The sequence below is a fragment of the Alsobacter sp. SYSU BS001988 genome (assembly GCF_054796215.1).
In genome coordinates this window covers 1-15,943 of record NZ_JBTAMK010000010.1, presented here as the reverse complement: position 1 = coordinate 15,943, position 15,943 = coordinate 1, and the positions used below count along the sequence as shown (strand labels likewise).

Here is a 15,943-nt window from a genome sequence, read left to right as displayed (position 1 = left end):
CCAGCGCAACGAGGCTCCCCGTGTTCCTGCTCAACCGCCACCCCGACTACCGCGCGCCGCTCCATGCCGTCGACAGCGAGACCCTCGGGGTCGCGGGCGCGGATGCGATCGAACGGCGCCTGGCGCATCTGCCCGAGCATGCGCCGACGCCGATGCGCGCTCTGCCCAGCCTCGCCGCGGCGCTCGGCGTCGGCGCGCTCCACGTCAAGGACGAAGGCCTCAGGCTCGGCCTCGGCAGCTTCAAGGCCCTCGGCGGGGCCTATGCGGTGGCGAGGCTGACGCTCGAAGCCGCCCAGGCCCGGCTCGGCCGGCCGCTCGGCGACGCCGATCTCGACGCGCCGGAGGTCCGGGCCGTGGCCGGCGCCATGACATTCGCCTGCGCGACCGACGGCAATCACGGCCGCTCGGTGGCGCAGGGCGCCCGGCAGGTCGGCGCCCGGGCGGTCATCTTCGTCCATGGCGGCGTCAGCGACGAGCGGGTCGCCGCCATCGCGCGCTTCGGCGCCCGCATGGTCCGCGTCGAGGGCTCCTATGACGACTCCGTCGTCGAGGCCGCCCGCGTCGCCGCCGAGCAGGGCTGGACGGTGGTCTCCGACACCTCCTGGGACGGCTACGAGCGGATCCCCGGGCTGGTCATGCAGGGCTACACCGCCATCGTCAGGGAGGCGCTGTCGCAGTGGCCCGCGCCTCCCACCCATGTGTTCGTCCAGGCGGGAGTCGGCGGGATCGCGGCCGCCGTCGCCGCCCATCTGTGGCTCGCGCTGGGCGACGAGCGCCCGATCTTCACGGTGGTCGACCCGGCGCGCGCGGCCTGCGTCGTCGAAGCCGCCCGGGCGGGCCGCGCGGTGAGGGTCGCGCATGGCGAGCCGACCGTGATGGCGATGCTGGAGTGCTACGAGCCGTCGCCGCTGGCCCTGCGCGTGCTCTTCTGCGCGGCCGACGCCTTCATGACCGTGGAGGACGACGACGCGGTGGCCGCCATGAGGACGCTGGCGCGCCCGCTGGGCGGCGACCCGCCCATCGTGGCGGGCGAGAGCGGCGGGGCAGGCCTCGCCGGGCTCACGGCCGCGCTGCGCGATCCCGAGGCGCGCCATGCGCTCAAGCTGGGGCCCGAGTCCCGCGTCTGGGTCATCAACACCGAAGGCGCCACCGATCCCGGCCGCTACGCCGAGCTGGTCGGCGCGTCCCCCGAAGCCATCCTCGCGCGAGCCCGCCCATGACGCCGCCCTCCCTCGACACCGCCCGCATGCTGGAGCGGATCCGCGAGCTGGGCGAGATCGGGCGCACGGACGGCGTCCTGACCCGCCTGGCCGCTTCGGACGCCGACAGGGCCGCGCGCGACCGTCTGGTCGCCTGGCTGCGCGAGGCCGGCCTCGACGTCGTCATCGACCGGATCGGCAACATCCATGGCGTCTGGTCGACGCCTGAGAACGCCGGCCGGGCCCCGGTCGTCATGGGCTCCCATATCGACACCGTCATCGACGCCGGGATCTATGACGGCTGCTACGGCGTGCTCGCCGGGCTGGCGGTCGTCGAGGCGCTGAAGGAAGCCGGGGCGACGCCCCTTCGCCCGCTCGCGGTGGCCGCCTTCACCAACGAGGAGGGCGTGCGCTTCGCGCCTGACATGCTGGGCTCGCTCGTCGCCGCCGGCGGGATGCCGCTCGAGGCCGCGCTGGCGGTCGTCGGGACGGACGGCGCGCGCCTGGGCGACGAGCTTCGGAGCATCGGCTATGCGGGATCGGCCGATCCGGGCGCGCTGCGGCCGCACGCCTATCTGGAGCTCCACATCGAGCAGGGCCCCGTGCTGGAGCGCGAGGCTGCGTCCATCGGCGCGGTCGGGCGTCTGCAAGGGATCTCCTGGCGCCGGGTCGTGTTCCAGGGGGTCGCCAACCACGCCGGCACGACCCCCATGGCGATGCGGCGGGACGCCGGCGCGGCCGCCGCCCGGGTCATCGCCTGGCTGCGCGACCGGATGCGGGCCTCCAACGCGCCCACGGTCGCCACGGTGGGCGTCATCGCCTTCGAGCCGAACGCGATCAACGTCATCCCCTCGCGGGCGACCTTCACGGTCGACCTGCGCGATCCGGACGCGGCGCGGCTGCGGCGCGAGGAGGACGCCCTGGAGGAGTTCCTGGCCGAGGTCGCCCGGTCCGAGGACGTCGGGGTCTCGGTCGAAGTCCTGGCCCGCTTCGAGCCCGTCGCCTTCGACCCGGGCCTCGTCGCCATGATCGAGGAGGCCGCGGCGGCGCGCCGTCTGCCGTGCAGGCGCATGGTCTCGGGCGCCGGCCACGACGCCCAGATGATGGCGCGCGTCGCGCCCGCGGCCATGATCTTCGTGCCGAGCCGGGGCGGCGTCAGCCACAACCCGGCGGAGTTCACCGCGCCGGCGGACCTCGCGGCGGGCGCGGCGGTGCTGCTCGACGTCGTCGCCCGGCTGGCCAGCGCGACGCCGGCCGACGACGGGAGGGCAGGGGGCTAGGACCCCCGGCCCAACAACGTGGCGAGCCCGAGCGATCCCGGGTTCATCAGTCCCCGCGGGTCCAGCGCCCGCTTCACGTCGGTGAGCAGGGACCAGGTCTCGGGCTTCAGGATCTCGGCGAAGGGATAGTCCCGCGCCACCTGCCAGCTGACGCCGCCGAGCCCCGCATACAGCTCCTGCGTGGCGCGGCGCAGCTCCGCGACGGCGTTGCGGGTGTCCGGGTTGGCCGGGCGGTTCATCCAGGGCTTCACGATCTCGGCCCCCACGCTGGCGGCGTGCAGCGGCGTGATCTCGTCGGACCAGTAGAAGGCCGGCTCGAGGAAAAACTCGTTGCCCACCGTCATGCTCATCACCGAGTAGACGATGCCGTGGCGCTCCATGAAGGGCCGGCGCTCGGCGAAGAACGCCTCGTTGGCGTCCACCACGCGCTGCGCGTCGCCCAGCGGGAACACGGCGTGGATCGGCACCCAGCGCTCGCCGTTGAGGCCCAGCATGCCGCGCACCGGCCCGAACGGCTTGGCCCGCATCACCTTGGGCACGCTGTTCTCGATCTCGGTCCCATGCGCCCGCCCGATGGCGCTCAGCGCCGCCATGCCCTTGCGCAGGGCGTCCTCGTCGGCGGCTTCGGTGACGATGTGGAGCGTGTAGTTGTGCGCCTTCAGGAAGTTGGCGCCCGCGACCGCCACGCCGGCCGCGGCCTTGACGCCCTCCAGCAGCGACTTGCCCGAGGTCGCGACCGCGCCGAGCGCCTTCAACCCGTCCGAGATGCGGTTCACGCTGGCCGAATGCTGCGCCTTGGTGCGGTCGATGCCGAAGCCCTCGGCCACCAGCCGCGTGCGCGCCATCTCGACCTGCGCGGCCGCCATGGCGTTCAGGCTCTCGAAGCCGAAGGACAGGAAGCCCGTCTCGGCCGGGCGTGGCCAGAGACGCAGCGTCGCCGAGACTTTCACGCCGAAGGCCCCGTTGTCGCCGAGGAACAGCCCTGTCAGGTCCGGCCCGCCCTCGCGCGTGAAGGGCTTGGTCCCCTTGCGGCCGCCCGATCCGGTCGTGGCCATCCGCCCGTCGGCGAGCACGACGGTGACGCCGAGCACCGCCTCGGCCACCGTGCCGTTCAGCGCCGAGCCGAAAAAGGCGCTGTTCTGCGACAGCGCCCCGCCGACCGTGGCGTTGACGCCCGAGAGCGGCCCCCAATAGCCGGTGCGCAGGCCCGTGCCGTCCAGCGCGGCGTTGACGTTTTCCCAGGTGCAGCCGGCCTCGACCGTGATGTAGCGGTCGTCGGCGTTCACCTCGAGCACGCGGTCGAGCCGTCGGGTGTCGATCACCACCGAGTCGGCGCGATCCGGCAGATAGCCCTTGGTGTAGGACATGCCGCCGCCGCGCGGCACGACCGAGAGGCCGTGCTCGGCCGCGACCCTCACCGCTTCGGCGACGTCCTCGGGGCTGCGGGGCAGAACCACCGCGAGGGGCGGGATGCCGGGCTGCCAGAAGATGTCGTTGGCGTAGTAGTCGCGCGTCTTGGCGTCCGCCAGGACGCGCTCGTCCCCGAGCGCGCGTTGCAGGGCGTCGAGAGCCATCAGGTCATCGGCTCGGATGTGATCCGTCATCGACATGGGGCGCTCCTCCGTTTGGGGCGTTCCGTCGCCCGCCGATGGGGTCGGATCGAACCACCGCACGCCGACCCGTGTCAACTTTCGACTTCCATTTCATCCAGTGACATGGGTAATCTGGCGTAATTCCAGAACCGCCGGGCATGGCATGGCCGAAACAGACTCCCCCACCCAGAATGTCAGGGCCGTCACCCGGGCCCTGTCCGTGCTGTCCTCCTTTTCGGGCAAGAGCGTCCAGTCCCTGGCCGAGGTGACCAATGCGACGGGCCTCGACAAGGGCACCACCCGGCGCCTGCTTCTGACCATGATGAGCAGCGGCTTCATCGCCCAGGATCCGGCCACCCAGCATTACCGGCTGGGCCGCGCCATCCGCGATCTCGCCGCCAACGTGGCGGACGACCTCGACCTGCGAGGCCTTGCGCTTCCCGTGCTCACCGAGCTCGCCGGCGACGTGCACGGCACCGCCTTCCTCTCCGTCTATGACGAAGGCGACGTCGTGTGCCTCGACCGCATCCACGACATGAAGGGCATCGAGGTGCATTGGTGGGCGGTCGGCGGAACCTTGCCGTACAACTGCGGCGGCGCGCCCAAACTGCTGCTCGCGTTCCAGCCGCCCGAAGAGATCGAGCGCGTCCTCCGGCAGCCGGCGGCCGCCCTCACGCCCAAGAGCATCACCGACAAGGCCGAGCTCGCGGCCTCGCTGAGCAAGATCCGTGAGCGCGGCTGGGAACTCGCGGTCGACGACGTGGCGCTCGGCCTGTCGGCGCTCGCGGCGCCGGTGCGCGGTCGCGACGGCGCCATCGTGTGCGCGATCAGCATCGCCGGCCTCACGCCGCAGATGGTGGCGCGCAACAAGCCCGTCCATCTCGCCCGCGTGCAGCACGCCGCGGCCGCCATCGAACGCCGCCTCAAGGGCGCCGGCAAGCCCTAGCGTGTCACTCTACGAAACGCGAGTTGTGGTTTGACAGAGAAGAGCCGTTGGAGCTACTTTGGGGTGTGGCCGCCTAGGCCATGAGCCCGCCGTGATCGGGACCGGATGTCGCGCCGCTCTGCGGGCGATGGCGTCCGACCCCCGGTCGACGACGGATCGATGATGATCGCCAAGATCACGCGATGGATCGGGGAGGGAACATGAGCAAAGCTTCCGTGGCCGCGCGCACGTTGCGCGGCGTTGTGGCCGGCGCCGCGGCGCTCGCAATGGGGTATGCCGGATCGGCCGGGGCCGCCCCTGCGGCCGGCGAGTACGGCGTCGGCTTCATCACCGAAAACACCGGCCCGCTGGCGGCCGCCGGCGTGTCCTACCATCGCGGAGCTCAACTCGCGGTCGACGAGATCAACGAGTCCGGCTGGATCGGGCAGGGCGTCAAGCTCAAGCTCAGCGAGAAGGAGAGCGGCTCCGACGCGGCCCGTGCCGTGCAGGCGCTGACCCAGTTCTCGGCCGACCGCAACGTCGTCGCGGTGACGTGCTGCATCCTGTCGCCTGTCGCGGCCGCCCTGAAGCCGGTCACCACCAACGCCAAGCTGCCGCTGGTGATCTACGGCGCGACGCTGCCCGGCCTGCCCCAGCCGCCCTACGTCACCTCCATCGTGGGCCTGCCCGGCCCTCAGGAAGTGAAGATGTCGAAGGTGCTGGCCGAGACGCTCAAGCCCAAGACGGTGGCCTACTTCGTCAACGCCGACAACGAGGGCTTCCAGAACCGCCTGAAGGCCGCCCAGAAGGTGATGGACGACGCCGGCGTCAAGAATGTCGGCGTGGTCAGCATCCTGTCGGCCGACACGGACTTCACCGCCCCGGCCACCCAGGCGATGGCCACCAACCCCGATCTCATCATGGTCTGGACCACCCAGACGCCGGCGGCCGGCATCATCGCGGCGCTGCGTTCGCGCGGCTATGCGGGCAAGATCGCCACCTCCGACGTGATCTCGCCGGCTCCGGTCTTCAAGAAGATCGGCGCGCCGCTCGCCGGCATCCCGTTCCCGATCATCTTCTCGTCCGAGATCTCCAGCAGCCCCGAGGCGAAGAAGTTCGTCGAGGGCTACACGAAGAAGTTCGGCGAGGCCCCGGACACCTATTCGGCCCAGGGCTATACGGCGCTCTACTACATCGCCCAGGGCTTGAAGGGTCTTGAGGGCAAGCCCACGCGCGAAGACCTGGCCGCCTCGATCGGCAAGATCCAGTCCATCGCCTACAACGTCTATGGCGGCGTGCCGATGGTGAACGGCCAGGCCGAAGTCCAGAACTCCCTGATCGCCAACTGGACGGCGGACGGAAAGGTCGTGCGCTGGGAGAACAAGTGATGCAGCTCTTCGTCGAGCAGCTGATCAATGGCTGGGCGCTGGGTTCGCTTTACGCCCTGTTCGGGATCGGCTTTGGCCTCGTCTTCTCCACGCTCGGCATCCTCAACGCGGCGCACGGGACCTACGCCAGCTGGGCCGCCATCGCGGGCTATTACGCGGTGGAGCGCTTCGGCGTGCCGTTCCCGGTCGCGATCGCGGCGGGCGTGATCGGCGGCGGCCTCCTGGCCGTCGTCGTGGACCAGATCGGCTTTCAGCCGCTCCGGGCCAAGAAGACCGGCATGCTCGGCGCGCTGATCACCAGCATCGCGTTCTGGATCATCCTGGACAGCCTGGCCGGTTTCGCGACCGGCCAGCAGAGCCTGGCCTTCCCGGCCGCGAGCTATCCCAACCAGATGGTCGTGATGGGACCGCTGCGCGTGCCGCAGATGCAGATCATCACCATCGCGGCGCTGCTGTTCTGCACCGTCGGCATCCACCTCTTGATCCAGAAGACCCGCATCGGCGCGGCCATGCGGGCCGTCGGCTGGAACGAGGTCGCGGCGGCGCTGGGCGGCGTCAACGCCCGCATGGTGATCCTGCTGACCGCCTTCCTGGCGGGCGCCACCTCCGGCCTCGCCGGCGTTCTGGGCGGCATCTCGACCTCCAACGTGTCCTTCACGCTGGGCGAGGGCCTGATGCTGAAGGGCTTCGCAGCCGTGGTGGTGGGCGGCTACGACGACGTGCGCGGCACCGCCATCGCGGGCATCTGCCTCGGCATCATCGAGGTCTTCGTGGCGCAGTACATCTCGACCAGCTTCCGCGACGGCTTCACCTACATGCTGCTGCTCGCCTTCCTGATCGCCCGTCCGCGCGGCCTTTTCGGCAGCGCCAGCTTCGTGCGGGCCTGAGATGGAGACCTTCCTCGACCTCTGGGCCGCCTATGGCAGCACGGTCACCTTCGCGATGGTCAACGCGCTCTTCGCGCTGAGCACCTACGCGGTGCTGTCGACCGGGGTGCTGAGCTTCACCACCGTGGTGTTCGCCGCGGTGGGCGGCTTCCTGGCCGCGCAGCTCTCGGGCAAGTTCGGCCTGCCGCTCTGGGCGGCCTTTCCGGCCGCCGCGCTGGGCGGCGGCTTCGCGGCCGCCGTGGTGGCCTTCGCGTTCCTGCGGCTGGAGAGCCACTGGATGGCGCTGGCCAGCCTCGCCCTCGTGCTCATCACCCGGGTGACGGCCCTGAACGCGCCGGCGCTGACCGGCGGCGTCAACGGCCTCATCGTGCCGGTGCGGGTCGAGCCGCTGGAGCTCGCCATCCTGCTGGCGCTCTGCACGGTGGTGTTCTGGCGCCTGCACCGGTCCTGGTTCGGCCTCGCCTCCCGGGCCGTGCGCGAGGACGCGGCCGTGGCCTCCACGATGGGGATCAGTCCCTACCGCATCCAGTTCATCGCCTTCCTGATCAGCGGCGTCGTGGGCGGCCTCGGCGGCGCGGCGCTGGCCTTCACGCTGCAGTTCATCTCGCCCGAGACCTACTTCATCGGCATCGCCTTCACGATGATCGCCTCCACGGTGCTGGGCGGCTCCTTCCACTGGCTCGGCCCGATCATCGGCGCGGCCGTGTTCACGGCGCTGCCCACCACCATGCAGGCCATCGTCCCGCAGATCGAGGACGTGGCGAAGGGCGTCGTGCTGCTGCTGATCATGATCTTCCTGCCGCGTGGCCTGATCGACCCGCGCGCCTGGGGGCTGAAGAAGGCCGCCCGGCTCCGCGAAGAAACCGAGGCCAAGCGGGCGGCGGAGCGCGACGCCCATGCGTGACGGCGGCTCCCTCCTGGTCCTCGAGGACGTGGTCAAGACCTTCGGCGGCGTCGCGGCCGTGGGCGGGCTCACCGCGCATGTGCGCCAGGGCAGCGTCCATGGCCTGATCGGCCCCAACGGGGCGGGGAAGACCACGGTGATCAACCTGATCACGGGGCTGTTCCACCCCACCTCCGGAACGATCCGCTTCGCGGGCGCCAAGCTGGAGGCCATGCCGCCGCAGGACATCGCCGCCAAGGGGATCTCCCGCACTTATCAGAACGTCCGCCTGTTCAGCGGCATGACGGCGCTCGAGCAGGTAATGACGGGCTGCTGGCTGCGCCGGGGCGTGTCGCTGTGGTCGTCCTTCCTGGGGCTGCCGGCGGCGTCCTCCGCCTGGCGCTCCACCCGCGAGCAGGCCATGCATCTGCTCGACCGGGTCGCGATGGCGCACCGCGCCGACGAGCTGGCCGAAACGCTGAGCTATGGCGAGCAGCGCCGCATCGAAATCGCCCGCGCGCTCGGGTCCGACCCCAAGCTGCTGCTGCTCGACGAGCCCACGGCCGGCATGAACCATTCCGAGGCGGAGGCGGTCGGCCGCCTCGTCCACGAGCTGCGCGACGCCGGGCTCACCATCCTGATGGTCGAGCACAATATGAGCCTCGTCACCGCCTTCTGCGACAGCTGCACGGTGATGAATTTCGGCCGCCTCCTGGCCGAAGGGGACCCGAGGACCTGCATCGCCGACCCGGCCGTGCAGGAGGCCTATTTCGGACGCAAGAACGATGCTGACCGTATCCAAGCTCTCCGCTAGCTACGGGGCGATCCAGGCCGTCCGCGGCGTCGATATCGAGGTCAAGGCGGGATCGCTCTGCGTCGTGCTCGGCTCCAACGGCGCCGGCAAGTCGACGACGCTGCGCAGCATCGCCGGGCTGCACCGGCCGGTGTCGGGCTCCATCAGCCTCGACGGCGCGGAGATCTCCCGCCTGCCGCTCCACAAGGTGGTGCGCTCCGGCCTCGCGCTGGTGCCGGAGGGCCGCATGGTCGTGGCGCCCCTGAGCGTGGAGGAGAATCTCGGCCTCAGCGCCTTCGCGGGCCGCAACGCGGACCCTGAGCTCCTCGACAAGGTCTACACGCTGTTCCCGCGCCTCGCCGAGCGGCGCCTGCAAAAGGCCGGCCTGCTCAGCGGCGGCGAGCAGCAGATGCTCGCCATCGGCCGCGCGCTGATGACCCGGCCGCAGATGCTGGTGCTCGACGAGCCCTCGATGGGGCTTGCGCCCTCCATCGTCGACCTCGTGTTCCAGGCCATCGTGGCGCTGCACCGCGAGGGCCAGTCCATCCTGCTGGTGGAGCAGAACGCCGCCATCGCGCTCTCGGTCTGCGACTACGGCTACGTCATGCGCCGCGGCCAGATCGTGGTCGAGGGCACGCCGGACGCGCTGAAGCAGAACCCGGAAGTGCTGGAAGCCTACCTGTCGTAGCGCTCAGCCGTTCAGGAAGGCGTCGTAGACCGCCATCGTGGCCGCAGCCGCGGCGGGGTCGGGATCGGGCCACCAGACCGTGGTGGGCGTCACCCGCACCTCGACGCCGGGCACGGCCAGCGCTTGCGCCTCCTTCAGCCCGTCGATCAGCATGTCGTTGGGGCCGGCGCAGACCAGCGTCGGGGTGCGCAGCAGCGGCATGCGGGACCGCGTATCGTAGGTGAAGGCCGAGCGGTAGGCGCGGTCATAGGTGGGGCCGCTTTCCAGGATGCCGACCGTGTAGAGGTTCAGCTGCTCGGCCGAGGGCAGGCCGAGCTGGCGGGCGGCGGCGCGCTCGACGCGGTACCAGGGCCAGTACAGGAACATGTCGCGCCGCCAGTTCCAGGCGAACTGCAGGTGCAGGCCCCACGGATCAGGCGCGATCGGCGGGAAGTAGCGGGCCAGCAGGTCCTGCTGGAAATCCTGCGAGATGAAGACCGGCCCCTCCAGCACGGCGCGACCGACGAGGTCCGGCCGGCGCACGGCCAGTTCGAGCCCAACCAGCGCGCCGGTGTGGGAGCCCCAGACGTCCACCTGAGGGAAGCCGAGCGCCTCGATCAGCGCGACCATGTCATCGGCGAGGTCGCCGATCTCCACCGGCCGGTCGGGCTTGTCGGAAAGCCCGTTGCCCAGGTAGTCCACCGAGAAGGTTTGCCGCCCCCGGGCCAGGCCCGCGACCACCGGCGCGAACTGCGCCGAGGAGCCGCCGCCCGTCGGGATCACCAGCAGCGGCCGCCCCGCTCCGCCGGCGCGGCGCAGATGCATGCGGCCGCGGGAAGTCTCGACATACTGGTTCCAGACGGCGTCGCCCGGCAGCGGCGCCGTGGCGGGCAGGCGGGGCGCGGGCGAGGGCTTCGCCAGCCCGGCGAGCGCCGCCGGCAGGGCGTCGACGCCGCCGACGCGAACTCCCTCAAGATGAGGCGCGTCCACCCGCGCGGCGTCGAGGCAGGCGGACCAGAGCCGCTCATAGGCGGCCGGGTCGACGGCCGCCGCCGTCACCGTGGAGGCGAGCTCCTCGGGCGTCGGGAGCGCCTCGCCGGTCGGCGCAGGCTGCGTCGGATCGTCCGGAATGAACAGGTGCGCGTCGCGCAGATGCGCCCAGAGCGCCGTGAGATGCGTTCCGTCCTGGCGCGGAGCCAGCGGCGGCAGCCGCCAGCCGCGCGCCGCCCAGGCCTGCGCCGCCTCGGCCCCAAGCGACAGGAGGGGGCGCCGCCGCAGATGGCCCGCGACCGCGATGGCGAGGTCGCAGGCGACGAGCGGAGCGTCAGGCGACACGCAGGCGTCCAGCGCCGCATCCAGGCTGGCGGCCGCGCTCGCCACGTCCGCGCTGGCGAGGCCCGCCGAGCCGCCCACGCCGGGCAGCTCCAGCACGGTCACGCGCCACCCCGGGCAGGACGCCGCGATGCGCGCCGCCGTGGCCTCTGCGCCCAGCGTCAGGCCGTGCAGGACGGCGACGTCCGGCCCTTCGCCGCAACGCCAGATGCGGATCTGCCCGCCCGCGACGGTGAGGTAGTGCGGGCGAGGCTCCGGCCCCGTTCGGGCGCGGTCCGGGGAGGTCACTGCGTGGCCCGCCTCACTCCGCCGCGAAAGCCTTCGGCGGCGGCGTGGTGAGATACTTCAGCTGCAGCGCCTCGATCTCCTTGAAGCCGATCATCTCGATGAAGGGGTCGTGCGCCATCACGGGGCGGGGCAGGTTCCGGGAGGTCTTCTCGCGCGCCAGCACGGCGAGGTTCTCCTGCAGCGCCGTGGCGACGCTCATTAGCGGCACCAGCGGGAAGGTCGCGAGGCCGGCCACGCTCTCGATCTCGGCGGGCGACAGGTTCTTCTCCAGCCAGCCCAGGATCTGCAGGGACAGCGGCACGCCGCAGGCCTCGCGCAGCGCCCGAAGGCCCTCGATGGTCTTGAAGGTGCGGCTGATCGGCTGGATCACGTCCGCGCCCGCCGCCACATAGGCCTTGGCGCGCTCGATCGCCTCTTCCTCGGTGGCCACGTCGGTGCGGGCGACGATCAGCATGTCGGGGTTGCGGCGCGCCTCGACGGCGGCCCTGATCTTGCCGACGGCCTCGTCGAGCGGGATGGTCTCGACCCCGCCCACGCAGATCGGGCAGCGCTTGGGCGCGACCTGGTCTTCCATGATCACGGCGGCGACGCCCGTCGCCTCGAATTCGCGGATCGTCCGCATCACGTTGATGGCGTTGCCATAGGCCGTGTCGATGTCGGCGATCACCGGGATGTCGACCACATTGGTGACGTTGCGGACGACCCCGAGGTTCTCCGTCATCGTGTAGAGCTCGGCGTCCGGCATGCCGAGCAGCGAGGCGGAGACGCCGAAGCCGCTGGTCAGCAGCGCGTCGAAGCCCGCCTGCTGGATGAAGCGCGCCGACAGCGCGTCATAGGCCCCGGCGGCCCAGTGCGTCTTCTGGGCCAGCACCTTGGCGCGGAAATCCTTGTGTCCGGTGAACGGCATGGCGACCTCTCAAGCAGCAGCGACGGGGCGTTTCAGGTAGGGGACGAGGCCGCCCGCATCGAGCATCTCGCGGTCGGCGTAGGACAGCGGCTCGATGGGCAGGGAGCGGCCCTTGGTGAGGTTGCGGACCTCGTTGGCGTTCCAGTCGACCTCGATCTCGTCCCAGCGGTCCACGAGCGACAGGATCCCGGGGCAGCTCGCCTGCGGGAAACCCATGCTGATCTCGCCGCGCCAGTAGCCCGGCGAGAAGGACTCGGCGATCACCCCCGCGACGCCGAGATGGCGCATGGCCCGCATGGGCGGGTAGTGCGGGTGGCCGTAGCCGAAATTATGCGCGCCGACGATCACGTCGCCGGGCTTCACCTTCGCGTGGAACTCGGGGTCGTAGGACAGCATCGCGACCTTCGCGAGTTCGTCCACGTCCGTGATCTTGATGTTCTTGACCCCGACGATCTGGTCGACGTCGAAATTCTCCTCGTCGAACACGAAGGCGACGCGGCCGTGCAGCGGTTTCAGCGCCATGGCGTCCTCCCGGTCAGAGATATTTGCGAGGGTCGGCGATCGCGCCCTCGATGGCGGAGGCCGCGACCGTGGCGGCGTTGCAGAGGTAGATCTCGGAATCGGGGCTGCCCATGCGCCCCCGGACGTTCAGCGTGCCGGTCGAGACCGCGCGCTGGTTGGCCGACATCGTGGCGATGCGGCCGAAGCAGTAGTCGCAGCTCGGCGACGACACGAAGGCCCCGGCCTCCACCAGCGTCGACAGCAGGCCCTCGCGGCCCGCCGCGGCCATGATCTCCTGGCTGGTCGGCACGACGTTGAGCTGGAACCCGGCCTTCACCTGCCGGCCCTGCAGCACCTTGGCGGCGACCCGCAGGTCCTCCAGCCGGCCCGACGCGCAGGAGCCCAGATAGCCGGCGTTGATCTCGATCCCGAGATATTCCGAGAGGTTGCGGGAATTGGCCGGCGTCGGCGGGATCACGACCAAAGGCTCGAGGTCGGTGAGGTCGAGGTCGTGCACGGCGGCGTATTCGGCGTCCGGATCGCTCCAGACCGGCTCGATCTTCTTTTTGGCGCGGGGCATCGCATAGGCGAGGCGCTCCTCGTCCGGGTTGACGATCGCCGTCACCGCGCCGGTGAACATCGCGAGGCCCGTGATGGTCTGCAGGCCCTCGGTGGAGATCTGCGACAGCGCCGGGCCGCCCACCTCCAGCACCTGGAAACGGCAGGAGGCCGGTCCCAGCGTGCGCACGAGGTGATGGAACACGTCGCGCGCCATCACGCCCTTCTGCAGCGTGCCGCGCAGGTTCACCCGCACGGTCTGCGGCACCTTGATGGAGATGCGCTCGCGCACGAACGCCTCCAGCAGATTGCGGCGGATGCCCATCGCCAACGTGCCGAAAGTGCCGAGCTGGCTGATATGGCCGTCGAAATGCACCACGAAGGCGCCCGGCACGGCGTAGCCCACCTCGGCCGCGACCTGGTGGCCGATGCCCTTGCGTTCGTAGAGCGCGACGCCGTTCTCGGCGCACCATGTCCGGGTGCCGATATGGAGCTCTTCCTCCTTGGGGGTCGTCGCCGGCACCATGTGGTCGATGAAGATGGCGTAGCGGTCCGGCTCGGCGACGCGCTCGATGCCGAAGTCCTCCTTCATCTGCTTGAAGTAGACGTCCGTGTAGCCGGGAAAATCATACGCGATCACGAAGTCGGGCTTGGCCATGACCTCGTCGCCGGCCTTCACGAATTCCTTGCCGGACACCCGGGCCAGGATCTTCTCGGTGATGGTGTAGCCCACGTGCGATCTCCTTCGGGCCGGCCTGGGCCTGCCCTTTAGTGGCGGCCGGCGACGTCCGCCGGCTTGAACGTGTAGCCGCCATCCCGGCGGCCGATGAAGCCCGCATGCGGCGGGCCGAAATGGGAGGGCAGCAGCAGCGCGCCGGTTTCGGCGCAATGCTCCAGCAACCGCAGCCTTGTCGCGCGCGCGGCCTCCTGGTCCTCGCAGAAGCAGCTGTTCAGCTCCGGCGCGTAGACCTGGATGGGCTGGTGCAGCACGTCGGCGGAGCAGACGAAGCTTTCGCCGTCCTTCTCGTAGACGAGGTTGAGCTGCGTCTCGGTGTGCCCCGGCGCGGCCACGACCGTGAGGCCGGGCAGGATCTCGTCGCCCGGGTCCACGAAGTCGACGAGGCCGGCCTCGATCACCGGATCGACGCTGTCGCGGATCACGTCGACATTCTCGGGCAGGCGGGCCCGCCCTGCGCCGCCCTCACGCCAGTGGTCGTATTCGGCGCGGCCGAACAGGTAGCGGGCGTTCGGGAAGGTCGGGACCCAACGCTCGCCGTCCCGGCGCGTATTCCAGCCCACATGGTCGATGTGGAGGTGCGTATTGAAGACGAAGTCGACGTCCTCGGGCCTCACGCCGGCCGCCGCGAGATTGTCCAGATAGGGGAAGTCCAGCATGTGGAAGCGCCGGAACAGCGGCAGCGCCCGCGCCTTGCCGTTGCCCGAGCAGGTGTCCACCAGGATGGTCTTGCCCTGCAGCCGGATCAGCCAGGACTGGATGCTGGACATCACCTTGCCGCTGCCGGCGTGGAAGAAATTGGGGCCGGCGAGTTGCGGGTGCTCGTCGAGCAGCGCCGCATCGAAGCCGGGCAGCAGGAAGTTCGGGTCGAAACCCTGCTCCAGCACCTCCTCGACGCGGGCGACCGAAACGCCGCCGAGTTCGAACCTCGTCAAACGCGCCCTCCCTGGGCTTTCTCCCTTGTCCCACCGTTACCACGCCGCGCCACCCCAGCCAAGGGGCAAAATGCGTTTCACGGTACGACACGCTTCCTTCCTCCCGGCCCGGGAAGACGGCGGCGGGCGGACGAGGAGAACGGCGTCACCCTCCTTCCCGGCCCACCAGCCCCTCATCCTGAGGAGCCATGCGCAGCATTGGCGTCTCGAAGGCGAGGGCTCCAGGAGGTTGCAACGGCCGTGCGCCCTGGAGCCCCTCGTCCTTCGAGACGCATCGCCAAGGGGCGATGCTCCTCAGGATGAGGGGGCGTTTGCATGAGGCCACCCCCCGTCATCCCCGGCGCGCCGCAGGCGCGGGAAGGGGATCCAGGAAGGCCGGGCGAAGGGCGCCCCTCTCCAACCATCTCTGGATCCCCTTCCCGGCGCTCCGCGCCGCCGGGGATGACGGCGGCGGGCGGGAGAGGAGAACGGCGTCACCCGAGCGCCCACCCCTCATCCTGAGGAGCCATGCGCAGCATGGCGTCTCGAAGGACGAGGGCTCCAGGAAGCTGCAACGGCCGTGCGCCCTGGAGCCCCTGGTCCTTCGAGGCGCATCGCCAAGGGGCGACGCTCCTCAGGATGAGGGGAGCGAGCGCAAAGCCAGCCCCGTCATCCCCGGCGCGCCGCAGGCGCGGGAAGGGGATCCAGAGCGGCCGGGCGAAGGGCGCCTCTCTCCAACCATCTCTGGATCCCCTTCCCGGCGCTCCGCGCCGCCGGGGATGACGGTTCTGCCCTTCTCCCCGGCACGGGGAGAACGCAGCCGAGCGCAGCGAGGTCGGATGAGGGGCCGGATGAGGCAAGGGCGCGGATCAGAGCTTGACAAACGGATAAAATTCCTATATCCCTGTCCATGCTCCGGTCCACGGAGGGGCGTCTGCAGCGTGACGGATGTGGATCGGGGGCGGCGGCCGTCAGAGCCGGGCTCACGACCCGGTCGAGGCGGCGGACGGAAGACAAGGTCCGACCAGCGAAGCGCGAAGGGGCTGAAAGCGCCCCGGGATCTTCCTTTCATCCTCCAACGTCGCGCGCGGAG

General features: G+C 70.6%; 14 protein-coding genes. 8 read left to right on the top strand and 6 right to left on the bottom strand.

What is annotated here, in order from left to right:
• Positions 1-20: 20 nt before the first annotated feature.
• Positions 21-1,220: a diaminopropionate ammonia-lyase gene (locus tag ACYVO7_RS17405; RefSeq protein WP_460451075.1), complete on the top strand. Its 1,200-nt coding sequence runs from the start codon at positions 21-23 to the stop codon at positions 1,218-1,220.
• On the top strand, positions 1,217-2,479 hold the full coding sequence (locus tag ACYVO7_RS17400) for an allantoate amidohydrolase (RefSeq protein WP_460451074.1): 1,263 nt from the start codon (positions 1,217-1,219) through the stop codon (positions 2,477-2,479). Before ACYVO7_RS17405 ends, ACYVO7_RS17400 begins: the two co-directional genes overlap by 4 nt.
• Here the strand turns inward: ACYVO7_RS17400 and ACYVO7_RS17395 are convergent.
• Positions 2,476-4,089 (bottom strand): FAD-binding oxidoreductase, encoded by a 1,614-nt coding sequence (locus ACYVO7_RS17395; RefSeq protein ID WP_460451073.1) that lies wholly within the window; start codon positions 4,087-4,089, stop codon positions 2,476-2,478. The two genes, ACYVO7_RS17400 and ACYVO7_RS17395, sit on opposite strands and share 4 nt — an antisense overlap.
• Before the next feature lie 145 nt (positions 4,090-4,234).
• On the opposite strand from ACYVO7_RS17395, the gene ACYVO7_RS17390 reads away from it, so the two are divergent.
• The 6 genes from ACYVO7_RS17390 (at position 4,235) to ACYVO7_RS17365 (ending at position 9,635) form a co-directional block, all read left to right on the top strand.
• Positions 4,235-5,017, top strand: coding sequence for an IclR family transcriptional regulator (locus tag ACYVO7_RS17390; protein WP_460451072.1), 783 nt, complete (start codon positions 4,235-4,237; stop codon positions 5,015-5,017).
• Between the two features lie 200 nt (positions 5,018-5,217).
• Positions 5,218-6,384, top strand: a complete 1,167-nt coding sequence (locus tag ACYVO7_RS17385) for an ABC transporter substrate-binding protein (protein ID WP_460451071.1) — start codon at positions 5,218-5,220, stop codon at positions 6,382-6,384.
• Positions 6,384-7,271 carry a branched-chain amino acid ABC transporter permease gene (locus ACYVO7_RS17380; RefSeq protein WP_460451070.1) on the top strand — a complete coding sequence of 296 codons (888 nt, stop codon included), beginning with the start codon at positions 6,384-6,386 and terminating at the stop codon, positions 7,269-7,271. The genes ACYVO7_RS17385 and ACYVO7_RS17380 overlap by 1 nt, the downstream gene beginning before the upstream one ends.
• A 1-nt stretch (position 7,272) precedes the next feature.
• Positions 7,273-8,175, top strand: a complete 903-nt coding sequence (locus tag ACYVO7_RS17375) for a branched-chain amino acid ABC transporter permease (RefSeq protein WP_460451069.1) — start codon at positions 7,273-7,275, stop codon at positions 8,173-8,175.
• Entirely contained in the window at positions 8,168-8,968 is an 801-nt protein-coding gene (locus ACYVO7_RS17370; RefSeq protein WP_460451068.1) for an ABC transporter ATP-binding protein, read from the top strand. Before ACYVO7_RS17375 ends, ACYVO7_RS17370 begins: the two co-directional genes overlap by 8 nt.
• A complete protein-coding gene (locus ACYVO7_RS17365; protein ID WP_460451067.1) occupies positions 8,940-9,635 on the top strand; it encodes an ABC transporter ATP-binding protein in 696 nt (231 codons plus the stop codon). Before ACYVO7_RS17370 ends, ACYVO7_RS17365 begins: the two co-directional genes overlap by 29 nt.
• A gap of 3 nt (positions 9,636-9,638) precedes the next feature.
• Here the strand turns inward: ACYVO7_RS17365 and ACYVO7_RS17360 are convergent, their stop codons facing one another.
• Genes ACYVO7_RS17360 through ACYVO7_RS17340 form a run of 5 tightly spaced genes read right to left on the bottom strand, consistent with a single transcriptional unit; the run spans position 9,639 to position 14,871 of the window.
• Positions 9,639-11,234 (bottom strand): alpha/beta fold hydrolase, encoded by a 1,596-nt coding sequence (locus tag ACYVO7_RS17360; RefSeq protein WP_460451066.1) that lies wholly within the window; start codon positions 11,232-11,234, stop codon positions 9,639-9,641.
• Positions 11,235-11,247: 13 nt separating this feature from the next.
• Entirely contained in the window at positions 11,248-12,141 is an 894-nt protein-coding gene (locus ACYVO7_RS17355) for an isocitrate lyase/PEP mutase family protein (protein WP_460451065.1), read from the bottom strand.
• A 9-nt stretch (positions 12,142-12,150) separates the two neighbouring features.
• On the bottom strand, positions 12,151-12,663 hold the full coding sequence (locus ACYVO7_RS17350) for a LeuD/DmdB family oxidoreductase small subunit (RefSeq protein WP_460451064.1): 513 nt from the start codon (positions 12,661-12,663) through the stop codon (positions 12,151-12,153).
• A gap of 13 nt (positions 12,664-12,676) precedes the next feature.
• A complete protein-coding gene (locus ACYVO7_RS17345; RefSeq protein WP_460451063.1) occupies positions 12,677-13,933 on the bottom strand; it encodes a 3-isopropylmalate dehydratase large subunit in 1,257 nt (418 codons plus the stop codon).
• Positions 13,934-13,968: 35 nt separating this feature from the next.
• Positions 13,969-14,871 carry an MBL fold metallo-hydrolase gene (locus ACYVO7_RS17340; RefSeq protein WP_460451062.1) on the bottom strand — a complete coding sequence of 301 codons (903 nt, stop codon included), beginning with the start codon at positions 14,869-14,871 and terminating at the stop codon, positions 13,969-13,971.
• Positions 14,872-15,943: the final 1,072 nt, after the last annotated feature.